This is a genomic window from Paralcaligenes ginsengisoli (assembly GCF_054781135.1).
On the sequence record NZ_BAAGUZ010000031.1, the window covers coordinates 99457 to 125647 of the forward strand.

Annotated in this window: 25 protein-coding genes, 1 pseudogene and 1 riboswitch; of the genes and pseudogenes, 13 read left to right on the forward strand and 13 right to left on the reverse strand. The window is 57.3% G+C overall.

Going from position 1 to position 26191, the window contains the following annotated elements; all coding sequences use genetic code 11:
- Nucleotides 1-12: 12 nt before the first annotated feature.
- Genes ACYVIS_RS14510 through ACYVIS_RS14520 form a run of 3 tightly spaced genes read right to left on the reverse strand, consistent with a single transcriptional unit; the run spans nucleotide 13 to nucleotide 2741 of the window.
- On the reverse strand, nucleotides 13-828 hold the full coding sequence (locus tag ACYVIS_RS14510; protein ID WP_232742971.1) for an enoyl-CoA hydratase: 816 nt from the start codon (nucleotides 826-828) through the stop codon (nucleotides 13-15).
- The gene (locus tag ACYVIS_RS14515; RefSeq protein WP_232742972.1) at nucleotides 821-1537 is read right to left on the reverse strand and encodes a FadR/GntR family transcriptional regulator; all 717 of its coding nucleotides are present in this window, start codon (nucleotides 1535-1537) and stop codon (nucleotides 821-823) included. The genes ACYVIS_RS14510 and ACYVIS_RS14515 overlap by 8 nt, the downstream gene beginning before the upstream one ends.
- A 31-nt stretch (nucleotides 1538-1568) precedes the next feature.
- Complete coding sequence (locus ACYVIS_RS14520; protein ID WP_232742973.1) at nucleotides 1569-2741, reverse strand: CaiB/BaiF CoA transferase family protein; 1173 nt, start codon at nucleotides 2739-2741, stop codon at nucleotides 1569-1571.
- 286 nt (nucleotides 2742-3027) lie between these two features.
- Nucleotides 3028-3178: riboswitch (adenosylcobalamin (AdoCbl) riboswitch) on the forward strand.
- A 172-nt stretch (nucleotides 3179-3350) separates the two neighbouring features.
- Between ACYVIS_RS14520 and ACYVIS_RS14525 the strand changes: the two genes are divergently transcribed.
- The 11 genes from ACYVIS_RS14525 to ACYVIS_RS14575 all read left to right on the forward strand — a co-directional run bounded on the left by ACYVIS_RS14525 (nucleotide 3351) and on the right by ACYVIS_RS14575 (nucleotide 14892).
- Nucleotides 3351-4175: a TauD/TfdA dioxygenase family protein gene (locus ACYVIS_RS14525; RefSeq protein ID WP_232742974.1), complete on the forward strand. Its 825-nt coding sequence runs from the start codon at nucleotides 3351-3353 to the stop codon at nucleotides 4173-4175.
- 112 nt (nucleotides 4176-4287) lie between these two features.
- Nucleotides 4288-5829 carry a YifB family Mg chelatase-like AAA ATPase gene (locus ACYVIS_RS14530; protein WP_232742975.1) on the forward strand — a complete coding sequence of 514 codons (1542 nt, stop codon included), beginning with the start codon at nucleotides 4288-4290 and terminating at the stop codon, nucleotides 5827-5829.
- A 284-nt stretch (nucleotides 5830-6113) separates the two neighbouring features.
- The gene (gene rpmI, locus ACYVIS_RS14535; protein ID WP_232742976.1) at nucleotides 6114-6311 is read left to right on the forward strand and encodes a 50S ribosomal protein L35; all 198 of its coding nucleotides are present in this window, start codon (nucleotides 6114-6116) and stop codon (nucleotides 6309-6311) included.
- A 16-nt stretch (nucleotides 6312-6327) separates the two neighbouring features.
- A complete protein-coding gene (gene rplT / locus ACYVIS_RS14540) occupies nucleotides 6328-6687 on the forward strand; it encodes a 50S ribosomal protein L20 (protein ID WP_232742977.1) in 360 nt (119 codons plus the stop codon).
- 73 nt (nucleotides 6688-6760) lie between these two features.
- Nucleotides 6761-7783 (forward strand): phenylalanine--tRNA ligase subunit alpha, encoded by a 1023-nt coding sequence (gene pheS / locus ACYVIS_RS14545; RefSeq protein WP_232742978.1) that lies wholly within the window; start codon nucleotides 6761-6763, stop codon nucleotides 7781-7783.
- Nucleotides 7784-7833: 50 nt separating this feature from the next.
- Nucleotides 7834-10248: a phenylalanine--tRNA ligase subunit beta gene (gene pheT, locus ACYVIS_RS14550; RefSeq protein WP_460874260.1), complete on the forward strand. Its 2415-nt coding sequence runs from the start codon at nucleotides 7834-7836 to the stop codon at nucleotides 10246-10248.
- 14 nt (nucleotides 10249-10262) lie between these two features.
- Nucleotides 10263-10592, forward strand: a complete 330-nt coding sequence (locus ACYVIS_RS14555; protein WP_460874261.1) for an integration host factor subunit alpha — start codon at nucleotides 10263-10265, stop codon at nucleotides 10590-10592.
- 87 nt (nucleotides 10593-10679) lie between these two features.
- On the forward strand, nucleotides 10680-11081 hold the full coding sequence (locus tag ACYVIS_RS14560; RefSeq protein WP_460874262.1) for a MerR family transcriptional regulator: 402 nt from the start codon (nucleotides 10680-10682) through the stop codon (nucleotides 11079-11081).
- A 6-nt stretch (nucleotides 11082-11087) separates the two neighbouring features.
- Nucleotides 11088-11900, forward strand: a complete 813-nt coding sequence (locus tag ACYVIS_RS14565; protein ID WP_460874397.1) for a ferritin-like domain-containing protein — start codon at nucleotides 11088-11090, stop codon at nucleotides 11898-11900.
- Nucleotides 11881-13266: an L-serine ammonia-lyase gene (locus ACYVIS_RS14570; RefSeq protein ID WP_460874263.1), complete on the forward strand. Its 1386-nt coding sequence runs from the start codon at nucleotides 11881-11883 to the stop codon at nucleotides 13264-13266. The genes ACYVIS_RS14565 and ACYVIS_RS14570 overlap by 20 nt, the downstream gene beginning before the upstream one ends.
- Before the next feature lie 852 nt (nucleotides 13267-14118).
- Entirely contained in the window at nucleotides 14119-14892 is a 774-nt protein-coding gene (locus ACYVIS_RS14575) for a sulfite exporter TauE/SafE family protein (RefSeq protein WP_232742983.1), read from the forward strand.
- A 30-nt stretch (nucleotides 14893-14922) separates the two neighbouring features.
- Here ACYVIS_RS14575 and ACYVIS_RS14580 read toward each other — a convergent pair whose 3' ends face one another.
- The 6 genes from ACYVIS_RS14580 to ACYVIS_RS14605 all read right to left on the reverse strand — a co-directional run bounded on the left by ACYVIS_RS14580 (nucleotide 14923) and on the right by ACYVIS_RS14605 (nucleotide 20314).
- Complete coding sequence (locus ACYVIS_RS14580) at nucleotides 14923-15660, reverse strand: anti-sigma factor (protein ID WP_460874264.1); 738 nt, start codon at nucleotides 15658-15660, stop codon at nucleotides 14923-14925.
- A complete protein-coding gene (locus ACYVIS_RS14585; RefSeq protein ID WP_460874265.1) occupies nucleotides 15657-16187 on the reverse strand; it encodes a sigma-70 family RNA polymerase sigma factor in 531 nt (176 codons plus the stop codon). The genes ACYVIS_RS14580 and ACYVIS_RS14585 overlap by 4 nt, the downstream gene beginning before the upstream one ends.
- Before the next feature lie 125 nt (nucleotides 16188-16312).
- Entirely contained in the window at nucleotides 16313-17257 is a 945-nt protein-coding gene (locus ACYVIS_RS14590; RefSeq protein ID WP_460874266.1) for an alpha/beta hydrolase, read from the reverse strand.
- A 28-nt stretch (nucleotides 17258-17285) separates the two neighbouring features.
- Nucleotides 17286-18254 carry a Bug family tripartite tricarboxylate transporter substrate binding protein gene (locus ACYVIS_RS14595; RefSeq protein WP_460874267.1) on the reverse strand — a complete coding sequence of 323 codons (969 nt, stop codon included), beginning with the start codon at nucleotides 18252-18254 and terminating at the stop codon, nucleotides 17286-17288.
- Between the two features lie 40 nt (nucleotides 18255-18294).
- Nucleotides 18295-19911, reverse strand: a complete 1617-nt coding sequence (locus tag ACYVIS_RS14600; RefSeq protein WP_460874268.1) for a sulfatase-like hydrolase/transferase — start codon at nucleotides 19909-19911, stop codon at nucleotides 18295-18297.
- Nucleotides 19912-19921: 10 nt separating this feature from the next.
- A complete protein-coding gene (locus ACYVIS_RS14605) occupies nucleotides 19922-20314 on the reverse strand; it encodes a cupin domain-containing protein (protein WP_460874269.1) in 393 nt (130 codons plus the stop codon).
- A gap of 168 nt (nucleotides 20315-20482) precedes the next feature.
- On the opposite strand from ACYVIS_RS14605, the gene ACYVIS_RS14610 reads away from it, so the two are divergent.
- The gene (locus tag ACYVIS_RS14610) at nucleotides 20483-21376 is read left to right on the forward strand and encodes a LysR substrate-binding domain-containing protein (protein ID WP_460874270.1); all 894 of its coding nucleotides are present in this window, start codon (nucleotides 20483-20485) and stop codon (nucleotides 21374-21376) included.
- A 13-nt stretch (nucleotides 21377-21389) separates the two neighbouring features.
- Here the strand turns inward: ACYVIS_RS14610 and ACYVIS_RS14615 are convergent, their stop codons facing one another.
- From ACYVIS_RS14615 to ACYVIS_RS14625, 3 genes are read right to left on the reverse strand one after another with little or no spacing between them, the layout of a single operon-like run.
- Nucleotides 21390-22364: a Bug family tripartite tricarboxylate transporter substrate binding protein gene (locus ACYVIS_RS14615; protein ID WP_460874271.1), complete on the reverse strand. Its 975-nt coding sequence runs from the start codon at nucleotides 22362-22364 to the stop codon at nucleotides 21390-21392.
- Between the two features lie 20 nt (nucleotides 22365-22384).
- Nucleotides 22385-22756 carry an AtuA-related protein gene (locus ACYVIS_RS14620; RefSeq protein WP_460874272.1) on the reverse strand — a complete coding sequence of 124 codons (372 nt, stop codon included), beginning with the start codon at nucleotides 22754-22756 and terminating at the stop codon, nucleotides 22385-22387.
- Nucleotides 22749-24110: an acyclic terpene utilization AtuA family protein gene (locus ACYVIS_RS14625; RefSeq protein WP_460874273.1), complete on the reverse strand. Its 1362-nt coding sequence runs from the start codon at nucleotides 24108-24110 to the stop codon at nucleotides 22749-22751. Before ACYVIS_RS14625 ends, ACYVIS_RS14620 begins: the two co-directional genes overlap by 8 nt.
- Nucleotides 24111-24203: 93 nt before the next feature.
- On the opposite strand from ACYVIS_RS14625, the pseudogene ACYVIS_RS14630 reads away from it, so the two are divergent.
- Nucleotides 24204-25103, forward strand: a pseudogene (locus ACYVIS_RS14630) (LysR family transcriptional regulator).
- Nucleotides 25104-25130: 27 nt separating this feature from the next.
- Here the strand turns inward: ACYVIS_RS14630 and ACYVIS_RS14635 are convergent.
- Nucleotides 25131-26060, reverse strand: a complete 930-nt coding sequence (locus ACYVIS_RS14635) for a LysR substrate-binding domain-containing protein (protein WP_460874274.1) — start codon at nucleotides 26058-26060, stop codon at nucleotides 25131-25133.
- Nucleotides 26061-26191: the final 131 nt, after the last annotated feature.

Consider the following 26191-nt stretch of genomic DNA (forward strand, 5'->3'; position numbering starts at 1 on the left):
TTGCTGGGGGTATTAACGGCCTTTGAATTGAGGCTGTCTTTTTTGTGCGAACGCGTTCTTGCCTTCTTTGTAGTCCTCGCTTTCGAAACACTTGAGGACCAGCTCTTTCATTTCATCGGGATCGATATGAGCGGAGCGGTCTGCCAATAACCGGATCATTTTCTTGCCTACCTCCACCGTCAGGGGCGCGTTGGAATTGATTTTCTGCAAGTAGCTGTCGACCAGGGCATGCAGCTCCCCTTTGGCGCAAACCGCGTGCACCAGACCTCTTGCCCTGGCTTCTTCAGCGTTGTATTTGGCCGCGGTAATGAATATGTCCAGCGCGTTGGCGATACCGGTGGCGCGCACCAGGTTCTGGATGGCCGTAAAGCGATACCCCAGGCCCAGGCGTGCGGCAGGAATGGAAAAGACCGATGTATCGCTCGCCAGCCTGATATCGCAGCACAGCGCAATGTTCAGTCCGCCGCCTATGCAGTAGCCGTCGATCCGGGCAATGATGGGTTTGCTGAAATTCTGGATGGCCAACTGCGCTGCTTCGGCCACGATTTCATATTCTTCAACGGCTGAAACGCCGGTTCGCAGTGCTTCGAACTGGGAAATATTGGCTCCGCTTACGAAAGCCTTTTCGCCGGCGCCAGTGAGGACCACCACCCGTATATCGGCATCGTCCTCGAAGGCTTTCAGGGCCTTGGGCAGTGCCGCCCACATATCGAATGAAACAGCATTGTGTTTGGCGGGGTCGTTGAAGGTGATCCACCCGGTTCGGCCCTCACGCTCGACGATCAATTGATTGGTGATCTGGCCTTCAAACAAACGTACTCTACTCATGTTTATCCTTCGATTTCAAATAACTGTATCCGGTCATGCCATTGCTTAAATGCGTGCGCATCGCCCGCCGGGCCTGTTCGGCGTCCTGGCGCTTGATGGCCTCGAAAATTGCGTGATGTTCGTTTTCGATGTGACCGATACGCTCCGTGCCAGTGGAGCTGTGGCGGAGTGTGCGGACAGCGTTATGGATCACGTAGCTCAAGTGCTCCATCAGCCGGATGAAGTAGGGGTTGTTGGAACATTTGGTGACCGCGAGATGGAAATTCACCGCCGCATCGGTGCCTCGTTCCCAGTCTCCGCCCGACTGGTCCGTTCTGATCAGGGATGCTTCAAGCGTGGCCAGTTGCTCGTCGGTACGATGCTCGGCCGCCAGGGCCGCCGCACCGGATTCGATTTCTATGCGCAACTGGTACATCTGCATTAACTGATCGATATTGAGCAGGTCTTCTGTAAATACTTCGAATTTTTTTGCGCCCGCGTTGTCGGCGACAAACGATCCCATGCCGCGGCGGGTTTCAATCAGGCCATTGAGCTTAAGTCGTGCAATGGCCTCCCTGACTACATTGCGGCTGACCTTGAAGCTTTCGGACAGCTCGTATTCGGTGGGCAGCTTCTCTCCCTCCTTGAAATCGCCGGCAATAATTCTCAGCCTGATTTGCCGTGCGATGGCGTCGGGCAGGTTCTTGGGTCGATCGAATGCAGCAAACATGATTCAGCTCGTAAAAGTTGCGGATACCGGATTAAATCACTCCGTCGACTTTCAGCGTCTTGATTTGTTCGGGTGACAGGCCAAGCGAGGCGAAAATCTGGTCATTGTGCTCGCCCTGTTCCGGAGCCGGTGTCAATTCTCCTGTTGTTGAGCGGCTGAATTTCACGGCTTGTCCCATGATTTGTATATCGCCCAGCTTGGGGTGTTTCACATGCTGGGCCATCTCCAGATGCCGTACCTGCTCGTTCTGGAATGTTTGATCCATCGTCAGGATGGGGCCGCAGGGGACGCCTTCGCTGTTCATCAAGGCGATCCATTCCTCGGTTGGCCTCGATTGGGTCCGCTGTGCGATGGCCTCGGCCAGCGCCTTGCGGTTTGCCGCGCGCAAGGGAACGGTTACGAACCGCGCATCGCTCGTCAATTCTTCCGCCCCTATCACTTTGCATAAGCGAGCGAACATATCGTTGCCCATGGCGGCAATGTTCATATGGCCGTTTTGAGTAGGAAATACGCCTGTCGGGCTGCTGGTAGGGTGATCGTTGCCGCTTTGAGCCGGAATTTCCTTCTTCATCAACCAACGCATAGCCTGAAAATCCATCATCCAGACTTGCGATTGCAGGAGTGAGGTCTGTACCCACTGGCCTTCGCCCGACTGCTCGCGCTCCAACAGGGCGATAAAAATCCCTATCGCGCAGAACAGGCCGGCAGTCAGATCGGCGACAGGGATTCCGGCGCGCATGGGGCCGCGGCCGGGTTCTCCGGTGACGGACATCATGCCGCCTATGCCTTGCGCGATCTGATCCAGGCCGGGCCGTTTGCTATAGGGGCCATCCTGGCCGAAACCCGAAACACTGGCGTAGACGATGCGGGGGTTGATCTTCTTCAGGGATTCATAATCGATCCCCAATTGATGCTTGACGCTGGGTCGATAATTTTCCACGACTACATCGGCTTTTTTCACAAGCTCCAGAAACAAGGCCTTGCCTTGAGGGTGTTTCAGGTTCAGGGTGATGCTTTTTTTATTTCGGTGCGTGTTTTGATAGTCGGCAACCTGGGCAGAGCCGCCGGGTTTGTCGTCTTCTTTAAGGCTGGGGTCTTCGATTTTGATGACATTGGCGCCCCAGTCCGCAAATTGCCGCACCGCGGCGGGCCCCGACCGGACGCGAGTCAGGTCCAGGACAGTAAAACGTTCTAGTGGCTTCACGGAGACATTCCTTGGGAGGCAGTTGTAGGTTGTTGGACATTCTACATATTCGCCAGGCCAGTCGTCAATATGCCTTGATTTCGTTTTCGATTGCCTTGGTTTCAATTCTGTATATAGAATTATTTATTGCAAATATCTTATATAATGAAATTGTTGTATGTGTGATTTTTAGTTTTGACAATACACAACTTTGTATACGTTTCCGTGCATGAACATAATTTAGTGGCTTTCAATTGATGAGACCGAATTGAAATCAATGCCTGCAGGCTCATTCCGGCCACTAAGTCCATGCCGTTACCGCGTCATAACGTTTGGAAGCTGGTGTAAATCCAGCGCGGTCGCGCCACTGTTACCGGTTGCACATCAACCGGAAGTCAGACCCGGACGTTGTATTCTTTATTTCATTTTTTGGGGCGCGAAACCCCTGGGGGTGGCAGCATGGACGCTGTTCGCATTACGATTCCTTTCATCAGAACTATTTCCTGTCTCTCCATTCGCTCACGCGCCGGCTGCGGGCTTGTGCCTTGCTAGCGGGCGTCAAAACACGCCCTGAATCCTGAAAAATCCGGGTAACAGCCGGAAAGTCAAATTCAATAGAATGGAATTCAAATGAAAATACGGAAAATAGCGGGCGCATTGGGCGCCGAGATTTCGAACATCGATCTATCCGCCGGACTTGGGCCCGCGCAGGCAGGGGATATCCGGCAGGCGCTGCTGGATCACCAGGTTATTTTCCTGCGTGAGCAGGATCTCACGCCGCAGCAATTTCTGGATTTTGCGCGGGCGATGGGAGAACCAGTCGAATATCCGTTCGTCAGGGGAATAGAAGGTTTTCCGCAAATCATCGAAGTCAAAAAGCTTGAAAACGAAAAGGTGAATTTCGGCGGGGTCTGGCACTCGGACACTACTTATCTCGAAGTGCCTCCCATGGGTTCGATGCTGCTGTCGCGCGAAGTGCCGCCCTACGGTGGCGACACGCTTTTCGCCAATCAGCAGCTTGCTTATGAGACCTTGTCCGACACCATGAAGGGCCTGCTCGATGGCCTCATCGGCATCAGCACATCGGCCAAAGCCGATGTCTCGCGTACGCGTGAGGACCGTATCAGAACGGACGGCAAGAACGACATTCGCCAAGACTATATAGCCGAGCATCCCATTGTTCGTACACATCCCGAAACCGGACGCAAAAGCCTTTATGTGAACATTGCGCACACGGCGGGCATCAAAGGCATGACCGACGAGGAATCCACCCCCATACTCCAGTTTTTGTTCCAGCACCAGATCCGGCCGGAATTCACCTGCCGTTTTGTGTGGACGCGGCATGCTATCGCGTTCTGGGACAATCGCTGCGCCATGCATAATCCGGTCAATGACTATCACGGCTTTCGACGCTCCATGCTCCGGATCACGCTCAAGGGCGACCGGCCGCGCTGAGGGCTTGCTGAATACCCCAGGATAAAACAGTCGCCTTGCCACCCTGGGGCGCACGCAATGGCCGATACTGCTTCCTCATCTATATGCGGCATTCGGCCGACGGGGGAAGCGTATGTCCTTGGCAGTGTTGGCGAGCCGGGCTTTATATGGCCTCGAGGCCTTGCCGGTACGCGTTGAGGTCCATGTGGGGCCAGGCCTGCCGGCCTTCAATGTCGTGGGCCTGCCCGATACCGGTGTGCGGGAAAGCCGCGAGCGTGTGCGTTCGGCGATTATCAGCAGCGGACTGGAATTTCCGGCCGGGCGCATCACGGTCAACCTGGCACCCGCCGATCTTCCCAAGGAATCGGGCCGTTTCGACCTCCCCATAGCGCTTGGAGTTCTGCTGGCTTCGGGCCAGGTTTCCGTCTCCGACGGCGGTGCGTCCGGAGCGGCGGCTGAAATCGATCTGTCCGGGTACGTATTTGCCGGCGAGCTGTCTCTGACCGGCGCGGTGGTCTCTGTCGGTGCGCCGCTGGCCATAGCGCTGGCCGTGGCGCGCACTGAGCCCTCGGCCTGCCTTGTATTGCCGACAGCCTGCGCAGGCGTCGCGGCTCGCGTGCCGGGCCTGACGGTGTTGGCGGCCAGTAGTCTGCTGGATGTTGTCGCGCATTTCTCGGGAATGGCCAATTTACCAGTGGCCCAGGCCGCCGTATTGCCTGCCGGTACACCCAAGGCGCCATGCCTGTCCGATGTGCGCGGGCAGACCATGGCTCGCCGCGCGCTGGAAATTGCGGCGGCGGGAGGGCATAGCTTGCTGATGGCGGGGCCTCCGGGAACCGGGAAAAGCATGCTGGCGCACCGCCTGCCGGGTTTGCTGCCGCGCTTGAACTCGCAGCAGGCCCTTGAAGTGGCTGCCTTGAGCAGTATCAGCGGCCGCGAGCACTCCATCAGTAATTTTCCGCCATTTCGAGCGCCCCATCACTCCGCCTCCGCGGCGGCTTTGGTGGGCGGGGGCATGTATCCCAAACCGGGCGAAATCAGCATGGCTCATCACGGGGTTCTGTTCCTCGACGAGTTGCCCGAGTTCGAGCGGCGCGTGCTGGAATCCCTGCGCGAACCCATCGAAACAGGCTGGGTCTCGATTGCCCGTTCATCGAGAACACTTATGTTTCCCGCTTCCTTTCAACTGATTGCGGCCATGAATCCTTGTCCTTGCGGCTGGCTGGGACATAAAAGGATGCGTTGCGTATGCAGCCCGGATCGAATTGAAAAGTATCGCGGCAAACTGTCGGGGCCCTTGCTCGACCGTATCGACCTGCAAATAGCATTGGTTGCGGCCGATGGCGACTGGCTGGAAGCTCCTGTAGGTGAAGCCTCCGAGCCGGTGCGCGAGCGGGTGGAGCGCTGCCGCGAGCGTCAGATCATGCGGCAGGCTCAACCCAATGCCAAACTCGGTGTTGGCGATCTGGATACATATTGCGTGTTGGAAGAGGGTGCCAAAACACTGCTCAAGCAGGCCATGCTGCGCTGGAATTGGTCGGCGCGCGTGGTGCATCGTGTGCTGCGGGTAGCGCGCACGCTGGCCGACCTGAGCTCGCTCGAAGTCATCGGGGCAATGCACATTGCAGAGGCGATACAATATCGCCAGCCATGGGGAAGCCGCCCCCATGATTGAGGCCGGAAGCTTCCGCTGCAAGCCACGAGCGGGGCGCGCGCCGCCCTGGTGTGTTGTTTACGACCCGCATAAAGGCCGCGATGGGGCGCTTTTTGCGCCTTGTGTCGGCAATCGATTAGACAATGGCTCGAAAATCATCATATAATCAAGGGCTTTCCTGGCATTTTTACCAAACATGGTGCCGTGCCCCGGGAAGAAATCTAATAAGTGATGAGTCGGGTCGTGCAAGCGTTGCCAGCAGATTGGCAATCACCTGCTGTCATAAATCAGAATGAGCTTTCAATATGCCCAAGATGAAAACGAAACGGGGCGCCGCGAAGCGCTTCAAGGTTCGTGCTAGCGGATCCATCAAGCGGGGTCAGGCGTTCAAGCGTCACATCCTTACCAAGAAAACGACCAAGAGCAAGCGCCAGTTGCGCGGCTCGGCCGCAGTGCACAAAACCAATGTTGCCTCGGTCAAGGCAATGATGCCTTTCGCTTGATTAACGGAGATCCACTATGCCTCGCGTAAAACGCGGCGTTACTGCCCGTGCTCGTCACAAAAAAGTTATTAAAGCAGCTAAAGGTTATCGCGGTCGCCGCGGTAATGTATTCCGGGTCGCCAAGCAGGCGGTCATGCGTGCCGGTCAGTATGCTTACCGCGACCGCCGCAACAAGAAACGCACGTTCCGTGCTCTTTGGATCACGCGTATCAATGCGGCTTGCCGTGAACTCGGTGTTTCTTACAGCGTGTTCATCGCCGGTACGAAAAAAGCCTCTATTGAATTGGATCGTAAAGTACTGGCCGACATGGCTGTGCACGACAAAGCCGGTTTTGCCGCCGTCGTTGCTCAAGCTAAATCCGCTTTAGCTGCCTGATCGATTTCGATTCTGTATTGCTGCGAACGGGGCTCGATCTGGGCTCCGTTTGCATTTGGAAAAGCGATAATTCATGACTCCTCCGCTTGATGACCTGATCGTTCAGGCAAAAGAACGATTTGCCGAAGCCACCGATGCCGCGGCACTCGAGAATGCAAAAGCCAAGTTTCTGGGCAAGCAGGGTGCCTTGACGGCGCTGCTCAAAGGCCTGGCGCAGCTCGATCCCGAACAGAAGCGCGCCGAAGGCGCACGCATCAACCAGCTCAAGCAACAGATCGAGGAATTGCTGAACCAGCGGCGCAGTGCCATGGCGCAAGCCGATCTCGACAAACGTCTGGCTTCCGAGACCATCGATGTGTCCCTGCCAGGGCGTGGTCGCGGGATTGGCGGCATTCACCCTGTCATTCAAACATGGCAGCGGGTCGAGGCGATTTTCAGCTCGATCGGGTTCGATGTGGCCGATGGCCCTGAAATCGAAAACGACTGGACCAATTTCACCGCGCTGAACAATCCGGAAAACCATCCCGCGCGATCGATGCAGGACACGTTTTACGTCGATATGCAGGACGAGCATGGTTTGCCGCTGTTGCTGCGTACGCACACCAGCCCCATGCAGGTGCGCTATGCGCGCATGCACAAGCCTCCCATCAAGGTGATAGCGCCGGGACGCACCTATCGCGTCGACAGCGATGCGACTCACTCGCCCATGTTTCATCAGGTCGAGGGCTTGTGGATAGCTGAAGATATTTCCTTTGCCGACTTGAAGGGCGTCTACACCGACTTCCTGCGGGCGTTTTTTGAAACCGATGATCTGTCGGTGCGTTTTCGTCCTTCGTTCTTTCCGTTTACCGAACCCTCGGCCGAGATCGACATGATGTTCACGTCAGGCCCGAACCAGGGCCGCTGGCTTGAAATATCGGGCTCTGGCCAGGTTCACCCGGAAGTGGTGCGCAATTTCGGGCTGGATCCCGAACGTTATATAGGTTTTGCTTTTGGCTCTGGGCTGGAGCGTCTGACCATGCTGCGCTACGGCGTCAATGACCTGCGCCAGTTCTTTGAAGGCGACCTGCGTTTCCTGCGCCAGTTCAATCGCTAGCGCCGCCTGGCGTCCCGCTGTTCTATACGTTAAACGAACCACGACACATTATGCAATTTCCAGAATCTTGGCTGCGCACTATCTCCAATCCCGATCTCAATACCGAGGCTTTGGCGCATCGCCTGACTATGGCGGGACTCGAGGTCGAAGAGACTCGGCCGGTTGCGCCGCCGTTCAGCGGCATTGTGGTGGCTCATATCGCCGGCATCGCGCCGCACCCCAATGCCGACAAGCTGCGCGTGTGCCAGGTCGACGATGGCTCGGGCTCATTGTTGCAAATCGTCTGCGGCGCTCCCAATGCGGCTGCGGGACTTAAAGTTCCGTTGGCCCGTATCGGAGCCGAGTTGCCGGGCGGGATGAAAATCGGCAAAGCAAAAATGCGCGGAGTGGAATCAGCCGGCATGTTGTGTTCCGCGCGGGAATTGGGTTTGTCGCAGGATCACGCGGGCCTGCTCGAACTCGACGCCGATGCGGTGGTGGGAAAGTCCTTGCGCGAGGCATTGGATCTGGATGACACATTGTTCACCCTGAAACTCACGCCAAATAGGGCCGATTGCCTTTCGATCCTGGGCGTGGCGCGCGAAGTTTCCGCGCTGACCGGCGCACCCATGGTTCCCCCGACTTTCGAGCCCGTAGCCGTAACGCTGGCGGACCGTTTGCCGGTGTCGGTGCAAGCCCCCGATTTGTGCGGCAGGTTTGCCGGCCGCATTCTGCGAGGCGTGAATGCACGGGCTGCCACGCCGGCCTGGATGAAAGCGCGCCTGGAACGCGCCGGCCAGCGTTCGATTTCCGCTTTGGTCGATATTTCCAATTACATCATGCTGGAACTGGGCCGCCCTACGCATGTATTCGATTTGCAGCGCATACAGGGCGGCTTGACGGTGCGTTGGGCGCGCCAGGGCGAATCGCTGGAACTGCTGAATGGGCAGACGGTAGCCCTGGATACCGATGTGGGGGTCATCACCGCGGGCGATGCAGTCGAAAGCCTGGCGGGCATCATGGGCGGCGAAGCTACGGCCGTAACCCTGGATACCCGCGATATCTATCTTGAGGCGGCGTTCTGGTGGCCGCAAGCCATCATGGGCCGCGCGCGGCGCTACAAGTTCAGCTCCGAAGCCAGCCATCGCTTCGAGCGCGGGGTGGATTTCGAATCGGTGGTGGAACATCTTGAACGCATGACGCGGCTGTTGCTGGATATTTGCGGCGGCCAGGTGGGTCCCATCGACGATCAAATTATAAATTTGCCGGCTCGCGAGCCGGTCAAAATGCGCCTCGATCGTTGCCACCGCGTACTGGGCATTCCTGTCGGGCAAGCGGAAATCGAGCGGATTTTCAATAGCCTGGGCCTGGCATTCACGGTGCAGGACGGCACGTTTGTCGTGACGCCGCCCTCATATCGTTTCGATTTGTTCATCGAAGAGGATTTGATTGAAGAGGTGGCAAGGATTTATGGGTTCGAGCGCATTCCCGATTTGCCGCCCGTGGCGCGTGCCCAAATGCGCGCAGCCCCAGAAACACTGCGCGGACCGCACGCCTTGCGCCAAAGCATGGCCGACCTGGATTACCAGGAAGTCATCAATTTTTCATTTGTCGAAGATGCCTGGGAACGCGATTATGCGGCGAACGTCGACCCAATCAGACTGCTCAATCCTATAGCCAGCCAATTGGCCGTAATGCGTTCGAGCCTGATCGGCGGCCTGGTGGCCAATATCCGGCACAATGTCAATCGCAAGCAGAGCCGTGTACGTGTGTTTGAGCTGGGCCGGGTATTCATGCGCGATGCAGCCGTGTCCAATGGCGATCTTGCCGTCGCCGGAGTTCGCCAGCCTCAGCATCTGGCCGGCGCTGCCTGGGGGCCGGCGGTGGAAGAGCAGTGGGGCGTGCCCACGCGCCAGATCGATTTTCACGATGTCAAAAAGGATGTCGAAATCTTGCTCGGAGCGCAGGTTGCGGATCTGCGCTGTGTGCCGGAGGCGCATCCGGCCTTGCATCCTGGCCGTTCGGCGCGATTGCTGCTGCAGGGGCATTCCATAGGCTGGATGGGCGAGTTGCATCCACGCTGGGTGCAGCAGGCCGAATTGAACCATGCGCCGGTTGTGTTCGAAGTCGATGTCGCGGCCATTTCAACGACCCGTCTGCCGGCGCCTGTTGAGTTGTCGCGCCAGCCGGTCGTGGTGCGCGACCTCGCCGTGTGGGCCGATGCCGGTGTTGCTTATCGCGACTTGCTCGATACGCTTGCCCAAACCATCGCATCTGATGCTAATCTAGCCATTGTCAAAGATATCCGTCTGTTCGATGTCTGGCGCGACAAATCGGCTCAGGCCGATGCGGCGGAAAAAAGCCTGGCATTTCGCTTTTGGTTACAAGATCCCGAGGTGACGTTGGACGACGCCAGGGTAGAACAGTGTATAAATCGACTATTAGAAGCGCTGATCAGCGCTCATGGGGTGCGCCAGCGCGCATAAGGAGCTAGAAACCAATGACCCAAGATCCTCGTACCCTGACCAAGGCCGAGCTGGCAGAATTGCTGTTTGACCGGGTAGGCCTGAACAAACGCGAAGCCAAAGACATTGTCGATACCTTCTTCGAAGAAATTCGCGAATCTCTGGCGCGTGGCGTTGAAGTCAAGCTGTCGGGATTCGGCAATTTTCAAGTGCGCGACAAACCGCCTCGTCCGGGCCGCAACCCGAAGACCGGCGAAGTCATACCCATTGAAGCGCGACGCGTGGTCACGTTTCATGCCAGCCAGAAGCTCAAGGGAGTGGTCGAGCAGTCTGGAGCAGTCTCCGATGCCGTGGCCATCGACTGACTCGAGGAACGACCGGCCTCTTTGCCTTGGCATGAGGGTACCAGACTCGATTTTTGTGTTGTTATTTAATCGGCATACAATCCGCACATGAGCCCAACCGAACCCCCAGTTACCTTGCCGCCGATTCCCGCCAAGCGTTATTTCACGATTGGCGAGGTCAGCGACTTATGTTGCGTCAAGCCCCATGTCCTGCGTTATTGGGAACAGGAGTTTACGCAGCTCAAACCGGTCAAACGACGCGGCAATCGCCGGTATTATCAGCACCACGAAGTCTTGCTGATCCGTCGCATACGCGATCTGCTCTACGAGCAGGGCTTTACCATCAGCGGCGCGCGCAATCGCCTGGGCGATACGCGCGAAGTACCGCGCGATCAAGATGCCGCCGTGCGCCTGAGCGGACAGGAACTGCAATCCCTGCGGGCCGATCTGGTCGCCGTGCGCGATCTGCTGTCCGAGGCTATCGGCGCCACGCCTTCCACCAGAGCCTGACGTCGTCTGGCTGTGAGCGATTTTCCGTCTTGTTTGCGGGCCGGTGCGCTGGCGGCCCTGGTCGAAAAAGACCCTCGGCGCAAGCTCGCCGCCGTCCAGCTGCTTAATGAATCGCTCGTCGTCGACCCGACCGTCATTCTGCCCGAGCCCGCGGGCATTCCCGGACGGCCGGCCAGGCCCGAAATGGTGCTGCCCCTGAAGGTCAGGCAGCGCTCCATGCAAACGCCGCAAGGCCGTGCCGCGCTCATACACTCCCTTGCTCATATCGAGTTCAACGCCATTAATCTGGCCCTGGATGTCATCTGGCGTTTTGCCGGCATGCCCGAGCCGTTTTACCGGGACTGGGCACAGGTGGCTCGTGAAGAAGCAAACCATTTCGATTTGCTTGACCGGCATCTGCTTGGCTTGGGTTACCGGTATGGCGATTTCCCGGCCCACGACGGCCTGTGGGAAATGGCCGAGCGCACCCGTAACGAAGTACTGGCACGTCTGGCATTGGTGCCGCGCACGCTCGAGGCGAGAGGGCTGGACGCCTCGCCCATTGTGCGTAATAAGCTGGCCGGGGCCGGGGATGCGGCGGGAGCCGCCATTATTGATGTTATTTTGCAAGATGAAATTGGCCATGTGGCCATTGGCAACCGGTGGTATCGTTATCTTTGCGGTAAACACGAACTGGATCCCATCGCCGAATACCAGGCCCTGGCAATAAAGTATCGTGCTCCACGGTTGCGCGGGCCTTTTAATTTCGAGGCCAGGCGGGCCGCAGGTTTTAGCGACCAGGAATTACAGGCTTTGCAAAATGACGCTCTCGATATTTGATATCTTTAAAATTGGCATAGGGCCGTCCAGCTCGCATACGGTGGGGCCCATGCGGTCGGCCCGCAATTTTGCGCGCAGCCTTGAGGCCAGCGGCGACCTTGCCAGGGTGCACAAGATTACCATCGAACTATATGGGTCGCTGGCTGAAACCGGGCGTGGCCATGGCACCGATATGGGCATTATGCTGGGCTTGCTCGGGATGGCGCCCGATACTGTCGACCCCACCGGCGTGGCGACTTTGATCAATCAAATACACAGCAGCCGCCAGCTTGCGCTTTGGGGCTCGCACCCCATCGAGTTCGATCCCGGCAAGGCCTTTGTTTATCGGCTCAGGCCCATGGTTGAACATCCCAATGGAATGCGCTTCAGCGCATTCGATACTGCCGGACGTCTGCTGCGAGCCGAACGCTATCTGTCGATTGGTGGCGGTTTTATTCGCTCGCTCGATGCAATCAATATCGATGAAACCGTCCCGCAAAACGGTCCCATTCCCTACCCGTTCACAACGGGGCAGCAGTTGCTCGGCCTTTGCGATTCCACGAGCCTGTCGGTAGCTCAACTGGTACTGGCCAATGAGCATACTCTGCTGCCTCCCGACCAGGTCAAGGCAAAAATCCTGCATATTGCCCAGGTCATGAACGCCTGTATCGATCGTGGCTGCGGTTTGCATAATGCACAAGCCGATCAGCCGCTGCCCGGACCTTTGAAGGTCCGGCGCCGCGCACCGTCTTTGTATCGGGAACTGCAGCGCGACACCGCCAAAAAAGATGTCATGTTCGCCATGGACTGGGTCAATCTGTTTGCCATGGCCGTCAATGAAGAAAATGCAGCCAGCGGCCGGGTGGTGACGGCTCCTACCAATGGTGCCGCGGGCCTGATACCGGCTGTGTTGCGGTATTACCAATCCTTCGTTCCCGAGTTTTCCGAACAGGGGGTGGTTGATTTTCTGCTTACGGCGGCGGCCATAGGCTTTCTGTACAAGGAAAACGCCTCGATTTCGGGTGCCGAGGTCGGTTGCCAGGGCGAGGTCGGCGTAGCCTGTTCCATGGCGGCGGCCGCCCTGACCGCCGTGCTGGGCGGAACGCCTCATCAGGTTGAAAATGCGGCTGAAATCGGCATGGAACACAATCTGGGCCTGACCTGCGATCCGGTGGGCGGCCTGGTGCAGATCCCTTGTATCGAGCGTAACGCGATGGGCGCTGTCAAGGCGATCAACGCATCGCGCCTGGCTTTGCAGGGCGATGGCAAGCATCATGTGTCGCTGGATGCCGTGATTGAAACCATGCGCCAGACGGGCGCCGACATGCGCACCAAATATAAGGAAACCTCGCGGGGCGGGCTGGCTGTGAATGTCGTGGTGTGCTAGCGCATTTTCGGTTCGAGTGTTTATGGGATTCGATGTTTTGGTCGGTTTGGTATTTACGGTTTGGTCTTTAAAGACGCCGTCTATCGGGGCTTGGGGTCAGGACCGGCACGGCGTGCTTGATCCGGATCTACCTCGTCCAGGCGGGCGTCGGGCCAAACTCGCTACGCCGCTGGCGCGGCTACGCTCAAACATGGCCCGCCGACATCCCCCGCCTTCCCTACGGTAGCATCCGGCGCACGCCTTACGCCGGTCCTGACCCCAAGCCCCGATAGACGGCTCACATTGCGGCATGCCTGGAATTTACATGCCAGCTTCAACGCATACCTCGATGCATGACGGCAATGTCTCTCTCGATGCATTTCCTCAACGCAAGCCGCAGGGTGGGCGGTGCTGTGTAGTCCGGCGGTAGTCCAGCGCCGGGTGCTGACGAAGGGAAGGCGGGGGCTTTCGGCGGGCCCTGTTTGAGTGGCGCCCCGCAGCGCGGGGCGACGCGAGTTGGCCCGACGCCCGCCTGGACGAGGCAGACCCGGGCAGTCGGATAGCGCAGCTAGCCGACCGCTGGACGTGCCGGACTACACAGCACCGCCCACCCTGCGGCGTCTTTATAGAATTACACCCGCCCCACGCAGGCAACACAGACAACACAGCCCAAAGCCATCGTTCAAGCCAGTACAAGCAGCTCAAATTCACGCCTCAAGCCTAAAACGGCTCAAAAAACAAAGCTACCGAAACGTATCTCATGCCGTAAACACTCGAACCAAAAATGCACCAGGCCGAGACAAGATCCAAACCGCATAAATAAGTAATTTTTAAATCGTTTGGTTTTGCGCGACGACTCTTTATGATGCTCCGATGAGCGAATATCAAGTCATTAGTGGTTTTGTAGTGGGGTTGCTGGTAGGCGTAACGGGCGTGGGAGGCGGCTCCCTCATGACGCCGCTGCTGACTTTGGTGTTTGGATACGCCCCGACCGTCGCCGTCGGCACCGACCTCGCGTTTGCCGCACTTACCAAAGGAGCCGGCACACTGGCTCACGGGATACACGGGCAAGTGCGTTGGCCCGTAGTCCGCCGCTTGTGCCTGGGCAGCCTGCCGGCGGCCGTGATGGCCTTGCTGTGCCTTCGTTACGTAGGATCGGCCAACGAAACCCTGTTGCAGTTCATAAAAATCACCATTGCAGTATCGGTCCTGCTGACGGTCATGGCAATTGCCTTGCGGCCGCGCCTGCTCGCGTTCTTGCGACATTGCTCCTGGTATCCCCTGCAAGGCCGCGGCCAGAAGCTGGCTACGATCGCAGTCGGAGCGGTGCTGGGCGCATTGGTCACCATTTCTTCGATCGGCGCGGGCGCGGTGGGTGCGACCTTGATATTTCTGCTGTATCCGACGCTCAAGCCTTCGGAAATAGTCGGTACGGACATTGCGTACGCCGTGCCTTTGACCGCCTTGGCAGCCTTGGGGCATTTATGGCTTGGGCATGTGCACTGGGATCTGCTGGGTGCACTGTTGCTGGGCTCTGTTCCTGGAATCTGGCTCGGAGCCAGGCTTTCCCGCACCCTGCCCGAGAGAATGGTGCGTTTGACGCTGGCTACGACCTTGACATTGGTAGCCCTCAGGCTGATTGCCTGAAGTAGATTGATCTTTTGTACGAGCCCTGGTTCAAGGGCCGATTGCAACCATGCGGCCTATGAACAGAACAGGGCCGTTCGGGTTGCCCGAAGGGGCTCCGCCCTTGGCTTCGAGGGTAATCTCAAACAATTGGCCGGGCTTTACCTGGCCTATCGTGGCGGCTGGAACCGTGATGGCCTGATTTGGATCGATCACCCCCAGTGAACGAGGCGGTTCACTTTCAGTGGCGTGCGTCCAGAGCTGCACGGAAGAGTCGGCCGGCACGTCGATCCGCACCAGAGGCTTCAATACCAGATTATGCTGGTGATCGGTGGTTGCCACCCAACCGGGTGTAGAACTTTGGCCAGGGGCTTGCAGCACCGCGGCTTGCGTGGGGGTTACTTGCAGGATCGACAGTTTGGGCTTGAGCGCAAAGGTTGTTGCCGCCAGCGCCAGCACGACGCAGATCAGGCGCCAGAGCCAGATGGATCCCCATGTTCCGGAAATGATTTTTTTGAACACTCGAGGCCAGACGCTGCGACGTTCGATAAGCGTGATTTCCTGTCCCAGGGCAGCTTGTATGCGCTGCAACAACTGAGGAGATGGTTCAAGGGGCGGGAGCTGATCGACAAGGCCTAAAAACCGGTCTTCCCATTTAAGCGCCGCCACTACGGCATCCTGGGAGTTGCCCAATAGGGCCTGCGCCTTCGCGGTTTCCTGCAGATTCAATAGCCCCAGAGTGTATTCAGCGATCAGGAGGTCGTCATCGGCCAGTTGCTCGGTACTCATGCTTGGTGAATCTCCTGAAGCGTGCGCAGTCCGGCGCGTACATGCGTTTTTATCTGAATGGCGGGAATGGCCAGCCGAGCGGCGATTTGTTCGTAGGTGAAGCCGTTATAAAACGCCATGAGTATGGGGCGGCGTTGCACATCGTCGAGTTGCGCCAGATCGCTAGCCAGGTGATTCGCGCCCTCGGGCTCGACAGCGGGATTGTCGGGCAGGGTGTCTATCCACTCGGCATCGGCGGGAACGTGCCGTCCCGACTGGCGCAGGCGATTCAGGATGCGATATCGCATAATGCTGTATATCCAGGCCCGCGCTGTTCCAAGGCTGGCTTCATAGCTGGCCGCATTTTTCCAGATCAGAACAAATGAATCGCGCACCACTTCTTCCGCGTCGGCGCGCTGCGACAGCATTTTGGTGGCCAATGCCAGCATGTGTGGCGATTCTTGCCGGAATAATTCCTGGAACGCCTTGCGGTCGCCCTGGGCGCATGCAACAAGCTTTGCTTCATAATCGAAGTTTGGAACAGACATACATTCTCCGGTTTTCCCCGATCGGGTCGTTTATTGTATAAGGTGTTGGAGTCTGTATGAATTTTGAACGGCGCCAGCCGAGTAACAAGACGTTGCGGACGGTGAGAGGCAGTGTATGATGCCGTTTATCGGTTGGCTGGAAAGCCGATCCTGCTCTTGGTTACCCGCGCAGCAATCTCCCTCAGCCATGGGTTGGCAGGATCCATGAAGATATCCAGCACGGTGTAGTGATGCTTATCAGGAACATGGGGTAGCGGGTATACCTGATTCCAGTGGGCCGCAATGGCGAGCTCCTGAGTCTTGAATGCTTCAGTTTCCCGCGCGCCCACCAAGGTGTATAAAGGGCTGGTCACTTCTTTTTGCAAATGAACGGGGCTGAGCCTGGCGGCCTCCCCGAGTTTGAGTTGCAAAGCCTGATTAATCGAGGTCTGCAGTAGCGGAGCAAGGTCGAACAGGCCGCTGATCGCGATGACACCTTGAACTGCAGGCTTGCCGTTTTCGTAATTACCGGAGTGATCGGGATTCTGATTCGGGGTATTGCGTGCGCCCGCGGCCTGGGGGGCAGGGCTGGCGGCTTGGAGGCCGTGCCTGGTAAGCATCATTGCGGCGAGATGAGCGCCCGCGGAGTGTCCCATCAAGTAGATGCGTCGGTGATCGAAATTGAATCGGACTGCATTGGCGTGTAGCCAGTCCAGTGTCCGCCGGGTTTGCTCGACCATAGTGGCCAACGTAGTGCCGGGCGCCAAGCCGTAGTTGCTAATGCCCACTGTTATGCCTGCTTCCACCAGGTAGCGCGCCACAAACGATACATCGCGCTTATCGCCGCTTTGCCAATAGCCACCATGTATGAATAAAATCAGCGGTGCATGTTCATTTTTGGCAGAGAAAAGATCCAGAGTTTCATATTCTGACGGGCCGTATTGCAGATTCGGCGCCATCGCCAGGTCACGGCGGGTTTGTGCCGACTGTTCTTGCCAATCGGCCAGGATATGCTGAAAATCAGGATGCGCCCGGCGCAGGTTGTACTGCGTTTCGTGTTGCGAAGAAGTAAGGTCGAGATGATTGGCCATGAGCGTGCGTCCGGCGTGGGTGGCCGCCTTAATTCTCGGCGATATGAGCGGCTTTAATGACCGAGGGCCAACGTTTCAGATCAGAATCGATCATCGTTTTGAAGGCAGCGGGGGTGCTGGCCTGAGGCTCTAGCCCAAGCTCTCCGAATTTCTTTTTCACATCGCTCATCGCCAGCACCTTGCCGAGGCTTTGATCCCATAAGGCGATGATATCCGTCGGTGTACCGGCAGGTGCCACGAAGCCTTCCCATTCCCGCAATTCAATTCCTTTGATGCCCAGTTCGGCCAGTGTGGGAACCGTAGGCATGGATTCGAGCCGCTGGCTGCCAGTAACAGCCAAGGCTTTTAGCCGGCCAGCTTTGATGTTTTCTGCCGCTACAGAGGTGGTTACAAACATCATGTCGGTTTGCCGCCCGAGCAATCCCGACAGAGCTTCAGATGGCCCGCGATATGGGATATGCGTGAGCTTAATCCCCAGTTTCTGGCGCACCAGTTCGGCGATCAAATGAGATGGAGAACCATTGCCCCCCGATCCGAAGGTAATCTTTCCGGGCTGGGCACGGGCCGCGGTGGCGATGTCTTGTATGGAGTTATAGGGGCTGTTGGCAGGCACGCATAATACGTTGTAAGCCCAGACGGCCTGGCCAATGGGCGCCAGGTCCTTGCTGGTATCGTAGCGCAGCTTGCCTATTAGGCTGGGTAAAACGGTGTGAGTCATGTACAGAAGGCCGATGGTGTAGCCGTCGGGCTTGGAACGGGCCACGTCAGCCATGCCGATAGCGCCTGTAGCGCCAGGCTTGTTTTCGACGATGACGGGTTGGCCCCACATTTTGCCCAGTTTCTGGGCGACGAGGCGTGCCACTATGTCTGGCGGACTGCCGGCGGTAAGCGTGACGATAATGCGGACGGGGTGGTCCGGGTATGTTGCGGCAGCAGTGGAATTTGCCCCGAACCCAAGTCCGGCCATCAGTAGCAGCAGGCTGATCAGTTTTCTCATCTTGTCTCCTTCTTGCCAGTTTTTAAGGATAATGTATTGATTACCACAAACCGATCTTGACGGCTCGCTGTTCGCGCGCGTGGTAGGCATCCGCGGCGGCAAGGCTGATGGTGGGGTGGCGTTTGCGTTGGAACATCCAGTCGAACAGGCAGTCTTTCATATCGGCCTTGACATCGTTCAAAGCGTTGTCCTTGCCGCGGTCTTCCAGTTCGTTTGGATCGTTGTGCAAATCGAACAAATGTGGCGGCAGGCCGTCGTAGTGCACGTATTTCCATCGTCCATCGAATGCTACGATGCCATGGCAGCGGTCGACTGAACGTCCGAGCGGGCCACGTACGCTGTCCCGAAAGCCGAAATTGAACTCGCTAAAGATCGATTCACGCCAGTGAGTTGGAGACGTGCCATGCAGATGCGACTTGAGCGAACGACCTTCAATGATGTGTTCAGGAATCGCGATCCCAAGTGAATCGAGTATCGTGGGTAGAATGTCGATTGACTCTACCAGCGAGGAATCGCTGCTGCCGCGGCGAGTGTCAGCCTGGGCCGACGGATCATAAATAATCAGTGGAACCCGCGATACCGTGTCGTGGAATAGTTCTTTTTCACCCAGCCAGTGATCCCCCAGATAATCGCCATGATCGCTGGTGAACACAATCAGGGTGTCTTCCAATCGTCCGTGCTGGCGCAGAAACTCAAACAGGCGGCCCAGGTGGTCATCGATTTGCCGGATCAAGCCCATGTATGTGGGAACGACGCGCTGGCGGACTGCTTCGATGGAAAAGCTACGGCTGACGTCCCACTGGCGATAACCATTGGTGACGGGGTGCGTGTCCTCGAGTTCTGTTTGAGACCGGATGACGGGCAGTATGTCTTCGGGTCCGTACATGTTGTGATAGGGAGCGGGAGCGATGTAGGGCCAGTGCGGTTTGATGTATGAAAGATGCAGACACCATGGTTGGTCGCCGCGTGCACGGATGAAATCCATGGCCCTGTCGGTCATGAACGCCGTTTCTGAGTCAGGTTCCTCGATGTGAGCGGGTTGGTTGGCATTGCGCAAATTCCAGCCCGAAAGCAGTTCGCTGTTTTCGCCCCGAGACGAATTGGCATGTTCATGCCACAGATTAGTGCCTGTGTAGCCCTTGGCACGCAGGTACATGTCATATTGATTGAGTCCTTTGGGGCCATCAAAGGGCCAGATGCCGTCATCGCGGACATAGGGTTCAAATCCTCCTTCGGAAGCGATGACCGCTTTCATGGTGTCGAACTGGATCCCCAGCCTGGACATGCCTTCCACATCACTTTCGATATGGGTCTTACCTACCACGGCCGTGCGAATGCCTGCTTCACGAAGATAATCGCCCAGCCCCCTCTCACTTGCGCGTAGAGGCACAAAATTGAAAATGGCTCCATGGCTGGATACGTAACGTCCCGTGTAAATGGACATACGCGAAGGGCCACAGACCGCTCCTTGTACATAGGCTTTATCGAAACGAACCCCGCGTCCTGCCAGCCAGTCTATGTTCGGGGTGCGTAGAGTCGGGTGGCCATAGCACGACAGATAATCACGCCGCAATTGGTCACACATGATGAAGAGCACGTTGCGCGGATGCTTATCCCGATTGCCAACTGCTGCTTTGTCCAGACTTTTTTTGGACATATCCGGCCCCTTAGTTCGCGTAGGAGTGCTGATCCCACGGGAGCGTCACGCGCTGGCCAAATTCGGTTTCCACGTCTACGGGTGCCATACTGAGCGCGGCAACGATATTCATCGGAACCGTGCTGGTATTTCTGATTTCGTGTACTTCGTTGGGCAGGAAGGTTAGTGTGGAGTTGGGACCAAATGGCGTGCAAACGCCATCAATCACGCATTCGCCGCTGCCGGTCAAGACGACAATTGCCTCTTCGCAGTCGTGGCGGTGAACCGGGGTGGCGCCGCCAGGCTCAATAGTTTGCATCCACATTTCCATTTGGCGCATGTTTTCTTTGGGGCCTGCGACGGTCCTATGCTCGATGCCGGGGATCTGGTACGCTGGAACTGCACTGTTATCAATGACAGACATGGTGTTCTCCGCTAGAAATGGTGAAGGAGGTCATGAGCCCATGTTAATGTTTTGATTCGGAATGACCAGGGCTGTTTTGGGTTGATTTCATGCCTTTAAGGTATGGCTGAGTCGGCCGAAATGATTCAATATCCAAGTTTGTCTCAATCGGAACATGGAGAAACACGCATGCGTTTTTCGCAGTTGCGTAATCTGTTGGCTTTGACCGAGCACTCAAGCCTAAGCGCCGCATCTCAATCCTTGGGGATTGCCCAACCGGTCCTGACGCGCAGTATTCAGCAGCTTGAGCTTGAGTTGGGCGTCAAGTTGGTTGAACGCAGTGCGCGTGGTACTCGCCTGACCGAAGATGGTGCGCGCCTGGCTTTGCGCGCTCGCAAAATCGAACGCGAAATGGTGCGCGCGCACGAGGAAATCGAGCAGCGGCGCGGCAACAGGATAGGGCATGTCCGTATTGGCGTGTCGCCAGTGGCGCTGGTGCTGCTCTTGCCTAAAGCCATGGCCTTATTTCGCCGCGATTATCCAGAAGTACGCGTGAGCATCACCGATGGCCTTTTTCCGCAGGTGTTCGATAAGCTGGATGCCGCTGTTCTGGATTTTGCAATCGGCCCCTTGCCAGGCAGCGATGCCCTGACTCACTATCAAACTGAGGCACTGTTTACCGGCGAGATGGGAGTGGTCGCCCGCGCCGGGCATCCTTTATGTGGCATTGGCAGCCTGTCAGGCCTGAGCCGTGCCAACTGGATCAGTTGCGGGCCGATCGATGGGCCAGGCGATATTCTTGAGGCATCATTCTCTGCCTTGGGTATAGAGGCGCCGGTGCCGATGATGCATTGCGATTCGGCAATTTCGGCCTTGGAGTTCGTTGCGGAGTCTGATTTATTGTCTATGCTGCCGCGTCGGCTTCTGGAAGTCAGTCATATGCGCCACTCGGTTGATCTGATTCCGGTACGTGAGCCAATTGCTCATGCAACGGTGCATATGTTTCGGCGAAAAGATATGGTGCCTACGCCCGCGGCGCAAGCGCTGCAGGCGGCCCTTCGGCTTTGCGCCAAGGTTTTTTGAATCGATTGCCGGCTTATTCCGGCTGTATCCCGGCCTTGCGGATGATTACACCCCATTTTTCCGTTTCAGCCTTCTGGAAAGCCAGCAATTCTTTCGGTGTCGAGACTACCGGGTGCGTGCCTGTCTGTGTGTAGAAACGGGTCGCGGCGGCGTGCGTCTCCGCCTTTACCAGGAGGTCGTGCAGTTTATCGACGACGGCGGCGGGAGTCCTGGCGGGCACATAGGCGCCGAACCAGTAGCCCATTTCGTAGCCGGGTACGCCTGCCTTGTCGATGGTCGGCACGTTCGGCGCCAGCGCCGACGGTGTCAGCATGGTGACGCCCAGAGCCCGCAGCTTGCCGCTTTGCACCTGCGGCAGGCCTGTGGCCATATCGGCCATCATCATGTCGACTTGGCCGCCGAGTACATCGGTAATGGCCGCCGGATTGCTTTTATAAGGCACATGCAGAATCTGTATGCCCGCCATTTGCTGGAATAGCTCACCGGCCACGCGGCTGCTTGAACTGCCGCTGCCGAAAGTCATTTTACCGGGCTGTTTCTTGGCCAGAGCGATAAAGTCTTCTACTGTTTTTGCGGGAGATGATGGGTTCACCACCATGATTTGTCCGCCGGTACCGAGCAGCGTAACCGGTTCGAAGTCTTTCACCGGATCGTACGAAAGTTTTTTGTACAAATGCGGATTGGCGGCCTGCGAGGTGTTGGTGGTGATGAGCACGTGATAGCCATCGGCTTCGGCGCGGGCGACAGTGCTGGCGCCGATCATGGCGCTGGCGCCAGGCTTGTTTTCAATGATCACCACATCGCCGGTTTCTTCCGTAATGCCCTGGCCAAGGGCCCGTGCCAACTGATCGGTAGCACTGCCGGCGCCAAAAGGCACGACGAATGTAATCGGCTTGGAAGGGTAGGAAGCGGCCTGGGCCTGCCATGGAAGGCAGGCGCCCAGTGCCAGGGCAAGCAGAATATTTTTATTCAAAAAGCGGCGAATCATAGTGGTTTGTCTCCTTGGGTTTATAGGGATTGAATATCGGGCAAAGTCGATGCCAGGTGCGCATCGACTCGAATGGGAAAATCGAGCAGATAGAAAGACAGGGCCTTGCCGTGCGTATCCAGATTGAGGGCGTCGTTTACGCCGCCGTCCAGGATGCCATCCAGTACGAAATTCATGGCGCCTATCGACTCCACCAGATAGCGTCGTACGCTTTTGGGTTGCCGATGTGAGAACCACTCCGATACGGCCTGCCCGGTCAGTTGTTCCTTGAGCAATGGGTAGTAATCGGCCTGCCAGGCAATGACGCTGATGTTTGAAATATCGCCTTTATCGCCGGTGCGGCTATGCGCCAATCGGTACAAGGGCACGATTACAGTGGTGTCGTCATGCATGTTGGTCAGGCCTCAGGAATTGCCAGCCAGCCGGCGCAAGATCGCGGGGCACCGAGCTGGAAATGCTGTTCAGGCGTGGGCGCAGCGATGTACGTACACCGCCGCCACCCGCCGGGCCGCAGGTATACAGCGCCGTCACTTCGCGCAATACGCGTTCGGCGACATTTTTTTCCGGATGGGCCGCGGCAACGCGCAGGCGTATATCCTGCCCGCGGCCATGAGCATGCCGCCGCAATAGTTCGCCGGCGTCATCGCCAAATATGCTCAAGGTGCCGATCAGATCAATGCGCAAATCAAGCTGCCCACCGATACGCCGCCGTACCGTTTCGGCAGCCAGGCGTGCGCGCGCTTCGGCCTGGACACCGGCGTACGAGATTTCCGCTTCGGCCAGCCAGCCGCCGCGATAGCAGATATTCACTTTCAATTCTTCAGGCCTGGCCCATCCGGTCACTCCGTCGACGGCAACCTGGTCCGGCGCAGTCTGCGTAACATGAACCCGGCTGATGTCGGCGGTAACGTCAGGAGTCAGGTATGCCGCGGGGTCGTGAACTTCGTACAGTAATTGTTCCTTGACGGTTTGGGTCGTGACGATTCCGCCCGTATCGCGCGCTTTGGTAATGGATAAGGCGCCGGATTCGGCAATGCTGGCTATGGGGAATCCCAGCTTGTGCATGTCTGGCACCTCTTTCAAGCCGGGTACGGCAAAGTAGCCGCCCGTGACCTGAGTGCCGCATTCCAGCAAATGGCCTGCCATGGTGGCGCAGCCCAGCCTGTGCCAATCGTCGGCTTGCCAGCCGAAGTGTGCGAGGGCGGGGCCCAGCGTCAGGGACGGGTCGGCGACGCGGCCGGCGACAACCACCTGAGCGCCGGCCTGCAATGCCTGTGCAATCTCGGCGGCTCCCTGATAGGCGTTGATGCTTACGATATCCAGTCGATCGAATTCCGCCCCAAGGCGGTCGCGTAGAAAGGCGCGTTGCTCGGCGCTATCGAGGTTGTCGCCGCTCAGGGTGGCGATGCGGGGCGTCCGCAGGCCAAGCTCGTGCGACAGTCGTTCGATGCGCCGTGCGGCGCCAGGCGGATTGGCTGCGCCAAAATTACTGACGATCTGAATTCCGTGATTCAGGCACAGCGCCAGAATGGGGCTCAACAGCTCGCTCAGCAGCGGCTCGTAGCCCGCTTCGGGGTCCTGATTCTTTGCCAGTTGAGCAAGCGCCAGGGTTCTTTCTGCCAGGGTTTCAAATATCAGTGCCCGGCCTCCCGTCTCAATCAGAGTCTTCACGACCGGCAGGGCGCCGTCGGTGCGGTCTCCTGAAAAGCCGCTGGCGCAGCCTATTTGTAATGGTGTCGAAGCCATCGTTCTGCTTGGAGTCGTTGATTTGACGCAACTATAGGGTTCCGTAATTAATAAGTAAAATAGAAATTCTGTATCTATTGATCGAGTATTTTTATGAATATATCGTCACGACAACTGCGGGCCTTTGTGGCTTTGGTGCAGGAGCGCCATTTCACGAGGGCTGCCCAGCGCTGCCATCAGACACAGCCAGCATTCAGCGCCTCTATAAAATCGCTCGAAGATGTTGCCGGAGTACGATTATTCGATCGAACCACACGGCGCGTGGAGCTGACTCCCGAGGGCGAGTTGTTCAATGAATCGGCATTGCGCCTGCTGAACGATTTCGATGCTGTCATGGCCGATATCCAGGACCATGTGGCCAAGCGCAAGGGGCGGGTATCTGTCGCCGCCTTGCCGTCGCTGGCGGCAGGCTGGTTGCCCACGATATATGCCCGGTTCCACGCGCAGTATCCGGATATCGAATTGCAGTTGCACGATGCCTTGCTGGAGCCCTGTCTGGATCTGGTGCGGCAGGGAGGCGCCGACATTGCGGTGGCGGCCGAAGGGCAGGATATGACAGGCCTGATGGCCGAGCCTTTGTGCGAGGATTATTTTTATTTGGTGTGTCGGCGCGATCATGCTTTGGCCGGCAATTCCTCAATTACCTTGAAGGCATTGAAAGGAAACTCGTTTATTTAGTTGGGCAAAACCAGCAGCATTCGGCGGAGCCTGGCGCAAAACAGTGTCTTTTCAGACATGAGCACATTTCTGGAGGTCGATCATCTGGCTTCGGTCACCGGCCTGGTTGTCGCGGGATTGGGCGTGAGCCTTGTGCCGGCCATGACGCTGTATCAGTTCCGGCACCCCGATATTGCCGTGATTCCCTTGTCGCCCAAGAACCGCCTGAAGCGTTCCTTGTATTTGATCCGGCGGCGCGAGAAAAGCCTGTCGAGCGCAGCCAGGGCCTTTTACGATGTGCTGCTGGAGCAGAAGGGTGTTTTGACAGGGCATTGATGAGAAACGGTGCGGGTTCTGGGCCGGCTATGCGCCGTACTGTTCGGCTGTGGCGCGGGAAAGCCGCTCCAAAACTGTATTCCGGCTCAACTGTTTTCTCCACCAATTGAGTGCGGCACCGTTTTCTCCGGTACGCCAGGCCAGGTAGAACGTTTCTTGAGGCTTGGGCTCCTCCACCTCTTTTGCCACGAGCGTACCGGCTGCTATCGCCTTGCGCGCGCAAGGTTCGGGCAGGAAGCCGAATCCGAGTCCGGCGCGCTGGAATTCATGCTTGCTGCGCATGTCAGGGACAGTCAGGTTATCTTGACCAAATAGCAGCCCAACAGTGCGGGGGGGCAATTTGCGCGCCGAATCCGCCACGGCAATGGCTCGGTGCCCGTGCAGATCGGCTTTTGCAAGAGGACGTTGCAAACCCGCCAGGGGATGTGTCGGCGCCACCACGAAAGTAAATCCGATGCGTCCCATGGGTACTGCCACATAGCCGCCTCCCGACGGGCCGTCGCCCGCCGCGCCAACCAGCATATCTGCGCGCCGGTCCAGTAACGCCTCCCAGGTTCCAGACATGACTTCCTGGGTAAAACGCAGGCGGGTTTTACCGGATGCGGCGTAGAACGCCTTGATATCTTCGCTTAAGGAAATGGGCGAGAACATGGCGTCCATGCTGATTGCGAACTCGGTTTCCCAGCCCGAGGCGACACGCTGCACGCGCTGTTCGAGATCTTCGGCCGCCTTGAGCAGGTAGCGGCCTTCGCCGAGCAGTTCGCGGCCAGCCGGAGTCAGTTTGATTTTCGGCCCGGCGCGCTCAAAAACCTGCACTCCCAGGTCATCTTCAAGTTTGGCGACCGTATAGGATATGGTGGAAGGCACGCGATGCAGTTCCCTGGCGGCGGCGGAAAAGGACCCCGTGCGATCGATGGCGTCAATAATCAGCAATGCTTCCAGACTTAATTTAAACATTCGATATTTTCGATCATAGATTGGTAAATTTTCCGTTTTTATTTTTAACTCGATTGATTCATAATTGATACATCGCAGTTATTTCAATTTTTATTGTTCGAAATTATTGAATATATTATATCAAGGAGTGG

Bases quoted from the DNA above. Each gene is read 5' to 3' on its own strand.
- ACYVIS_RS14510 (WP_232742971.1), bottom strand. From the start codon at position 828: ATGAGTAGAGTACGTTTGTTTGAAGGCCAGATCACCAATCAATTGATC.
- ACYVIS_RS14515 (WP_232742972.1), bottom strand. From the start codon at position 1,537: ATGTTTGCTGCATTCGATCGACCCAAGAACCTGCCCGACGCCATCGCA.
- ACYVIS_RS14525 (WP_232742974.1), top strand. From the start codon at position 3,351: ATGAAAATACGGAAAATAGCGGGCGCATTGGGCGCCGAGATTTCGAAC.
- ACYVIS_RS14530 (WP_232742975.1), top strand. From the start codon at position 4,288: ATGTCCTTGGCAGTGTTGGCGAGCCGGGCTTTATATGGCCTCGAGGCC.
- rpmI (WP_232742976.1), top strand. From the start codon at position 6,114: ATGCCCAAGATGAAAACGAAACGGGGCGCCGCGAAGCGCTTCAAGGTT.
- rplT (WP_232742977.1), top strand. From the start codon at position 6,328: ATGCCTCGCGTAAAACGCGGCGTTACTGCCCGTGCTCGTCACAAAAAA.
- pheS (WP_232742978.1), top strand. From the start codon at position 6,761: ATGACTCCTCCGCTTGATGACCTGATCGTTCAGGCAAAAGAACGATTT.
- pheT (WP_460874260.1), top strand. From the start codon at position 7,834: ATGCAATTTCCAGAATCTTGGCTGCGCACTATCTCCAATCCCGATCTC.
- ACYVIS_RS14555 (WP_460874261.1), top strand. From the start codon at position 10,263: ATGACCCAAGATCCTCGTACCCTGACCAAGGCCGAGCTGGCAGAATTG.
- ACYVIS_RS14560 (WP_460874262.1), top strand. From the start codon at position 10,680: ATGAGCCCAACCGAACCCCCAGTTACCTTGCCGCCGATTCCCGCCAAG.
- ACYVIS_RS14570 (WP_460874263.1), top strand. From the start codon at position 11,881: ATGACGCTCTCGATATTTGATATCTTTAAAATTGGCATAGGGCCGTCC.
- ACYVIS_RS14575 (WP_232742983.1), top strand. From the start codon at position 14,119: ATGAGCGAATATCAAGTCATTAGTGGTTTTGTAGTGGGGTTGCTGGTA.
- ACYVIS_RS14580 (WP_460874264.1), bottom strand. From the start codon at position 15,660: ATGAGTACCGAGCAACTGGCCGATGACGACCTCCTGATCGCTGAATAC.
- ACYVIS_RS14585 (WP_460874265.1), bottom strand. From the start codon at position 16,187: ATGTCTGTTCCAAACTTCGATTATGAAGCAAAGCTTGTTGCATGCGCC.
- ACYVIS_RS14590 (WP_460874266.1), bottom strand. From the start codon at position 17,257: ATGGCCAATCATCTCGACCTTACTTCTTCGCAACACGAAACGCAGTAC.
- ACYVIS_RS14595 (WP_460874267.1), bottom strand. From the start codon at position 18,254: ATGAGAAAACTGATCAGCCTGCTGCTACTGATGGCCGGACTTGGGTTC.
- ACYVIS_RS14600 (WP_460874268.1), bottom strand. From the start codon at position 19,911: ATGTCCAAAAAAAGTCTGGACAAAGCAGCAGTTGGCAATCGGGATAAG.
- ACYVIS_RS14605 (WP_460874269.1), bottom strand. From the start codon at position 20,314: ATGTCTGTCATTGATAACAGTGCAGTTCCAGCGTACCAGATCCCCGGC.
- ACYVIS_RS14610 (WP_460874270.1), top strand. From the start codon at position 20,483: ATGCGTTTTTCGCAGTTGCGTAATCTGTTGGCTTTGACCGAGCACTCA.
- ACYVIS_RS14615 (WP_460874271.1), bottom strand. From the start codon at position 22,364: ATGATTCGCCGCTTTTTGAATAAAAATATTCTGCTTGCCCTGGCACTG.
- ACYVIS_RS14620 (WP_460874272.1), bottom strand. From the start codon at position 22,756: ATGCATGACGACACCACTGTAATCGTGCCCTTGTACCGATTGGCGCAT.
- ACYVIS_RS14625 (WP_460874273.1), bottom strand. From the start codon at position 24,110: ATGGCTTCGACACCATTACAAATAGGCTGCGCCAGCGGCTTTTCAGGA.
- ACYVIS_RS14635 (WP_460874274.1), bottom strand. From the start codon at position 26,060: ATGTTTAAATTAAGTCTGGAAGCATTGCTGATTATTGACGCCATCGAT.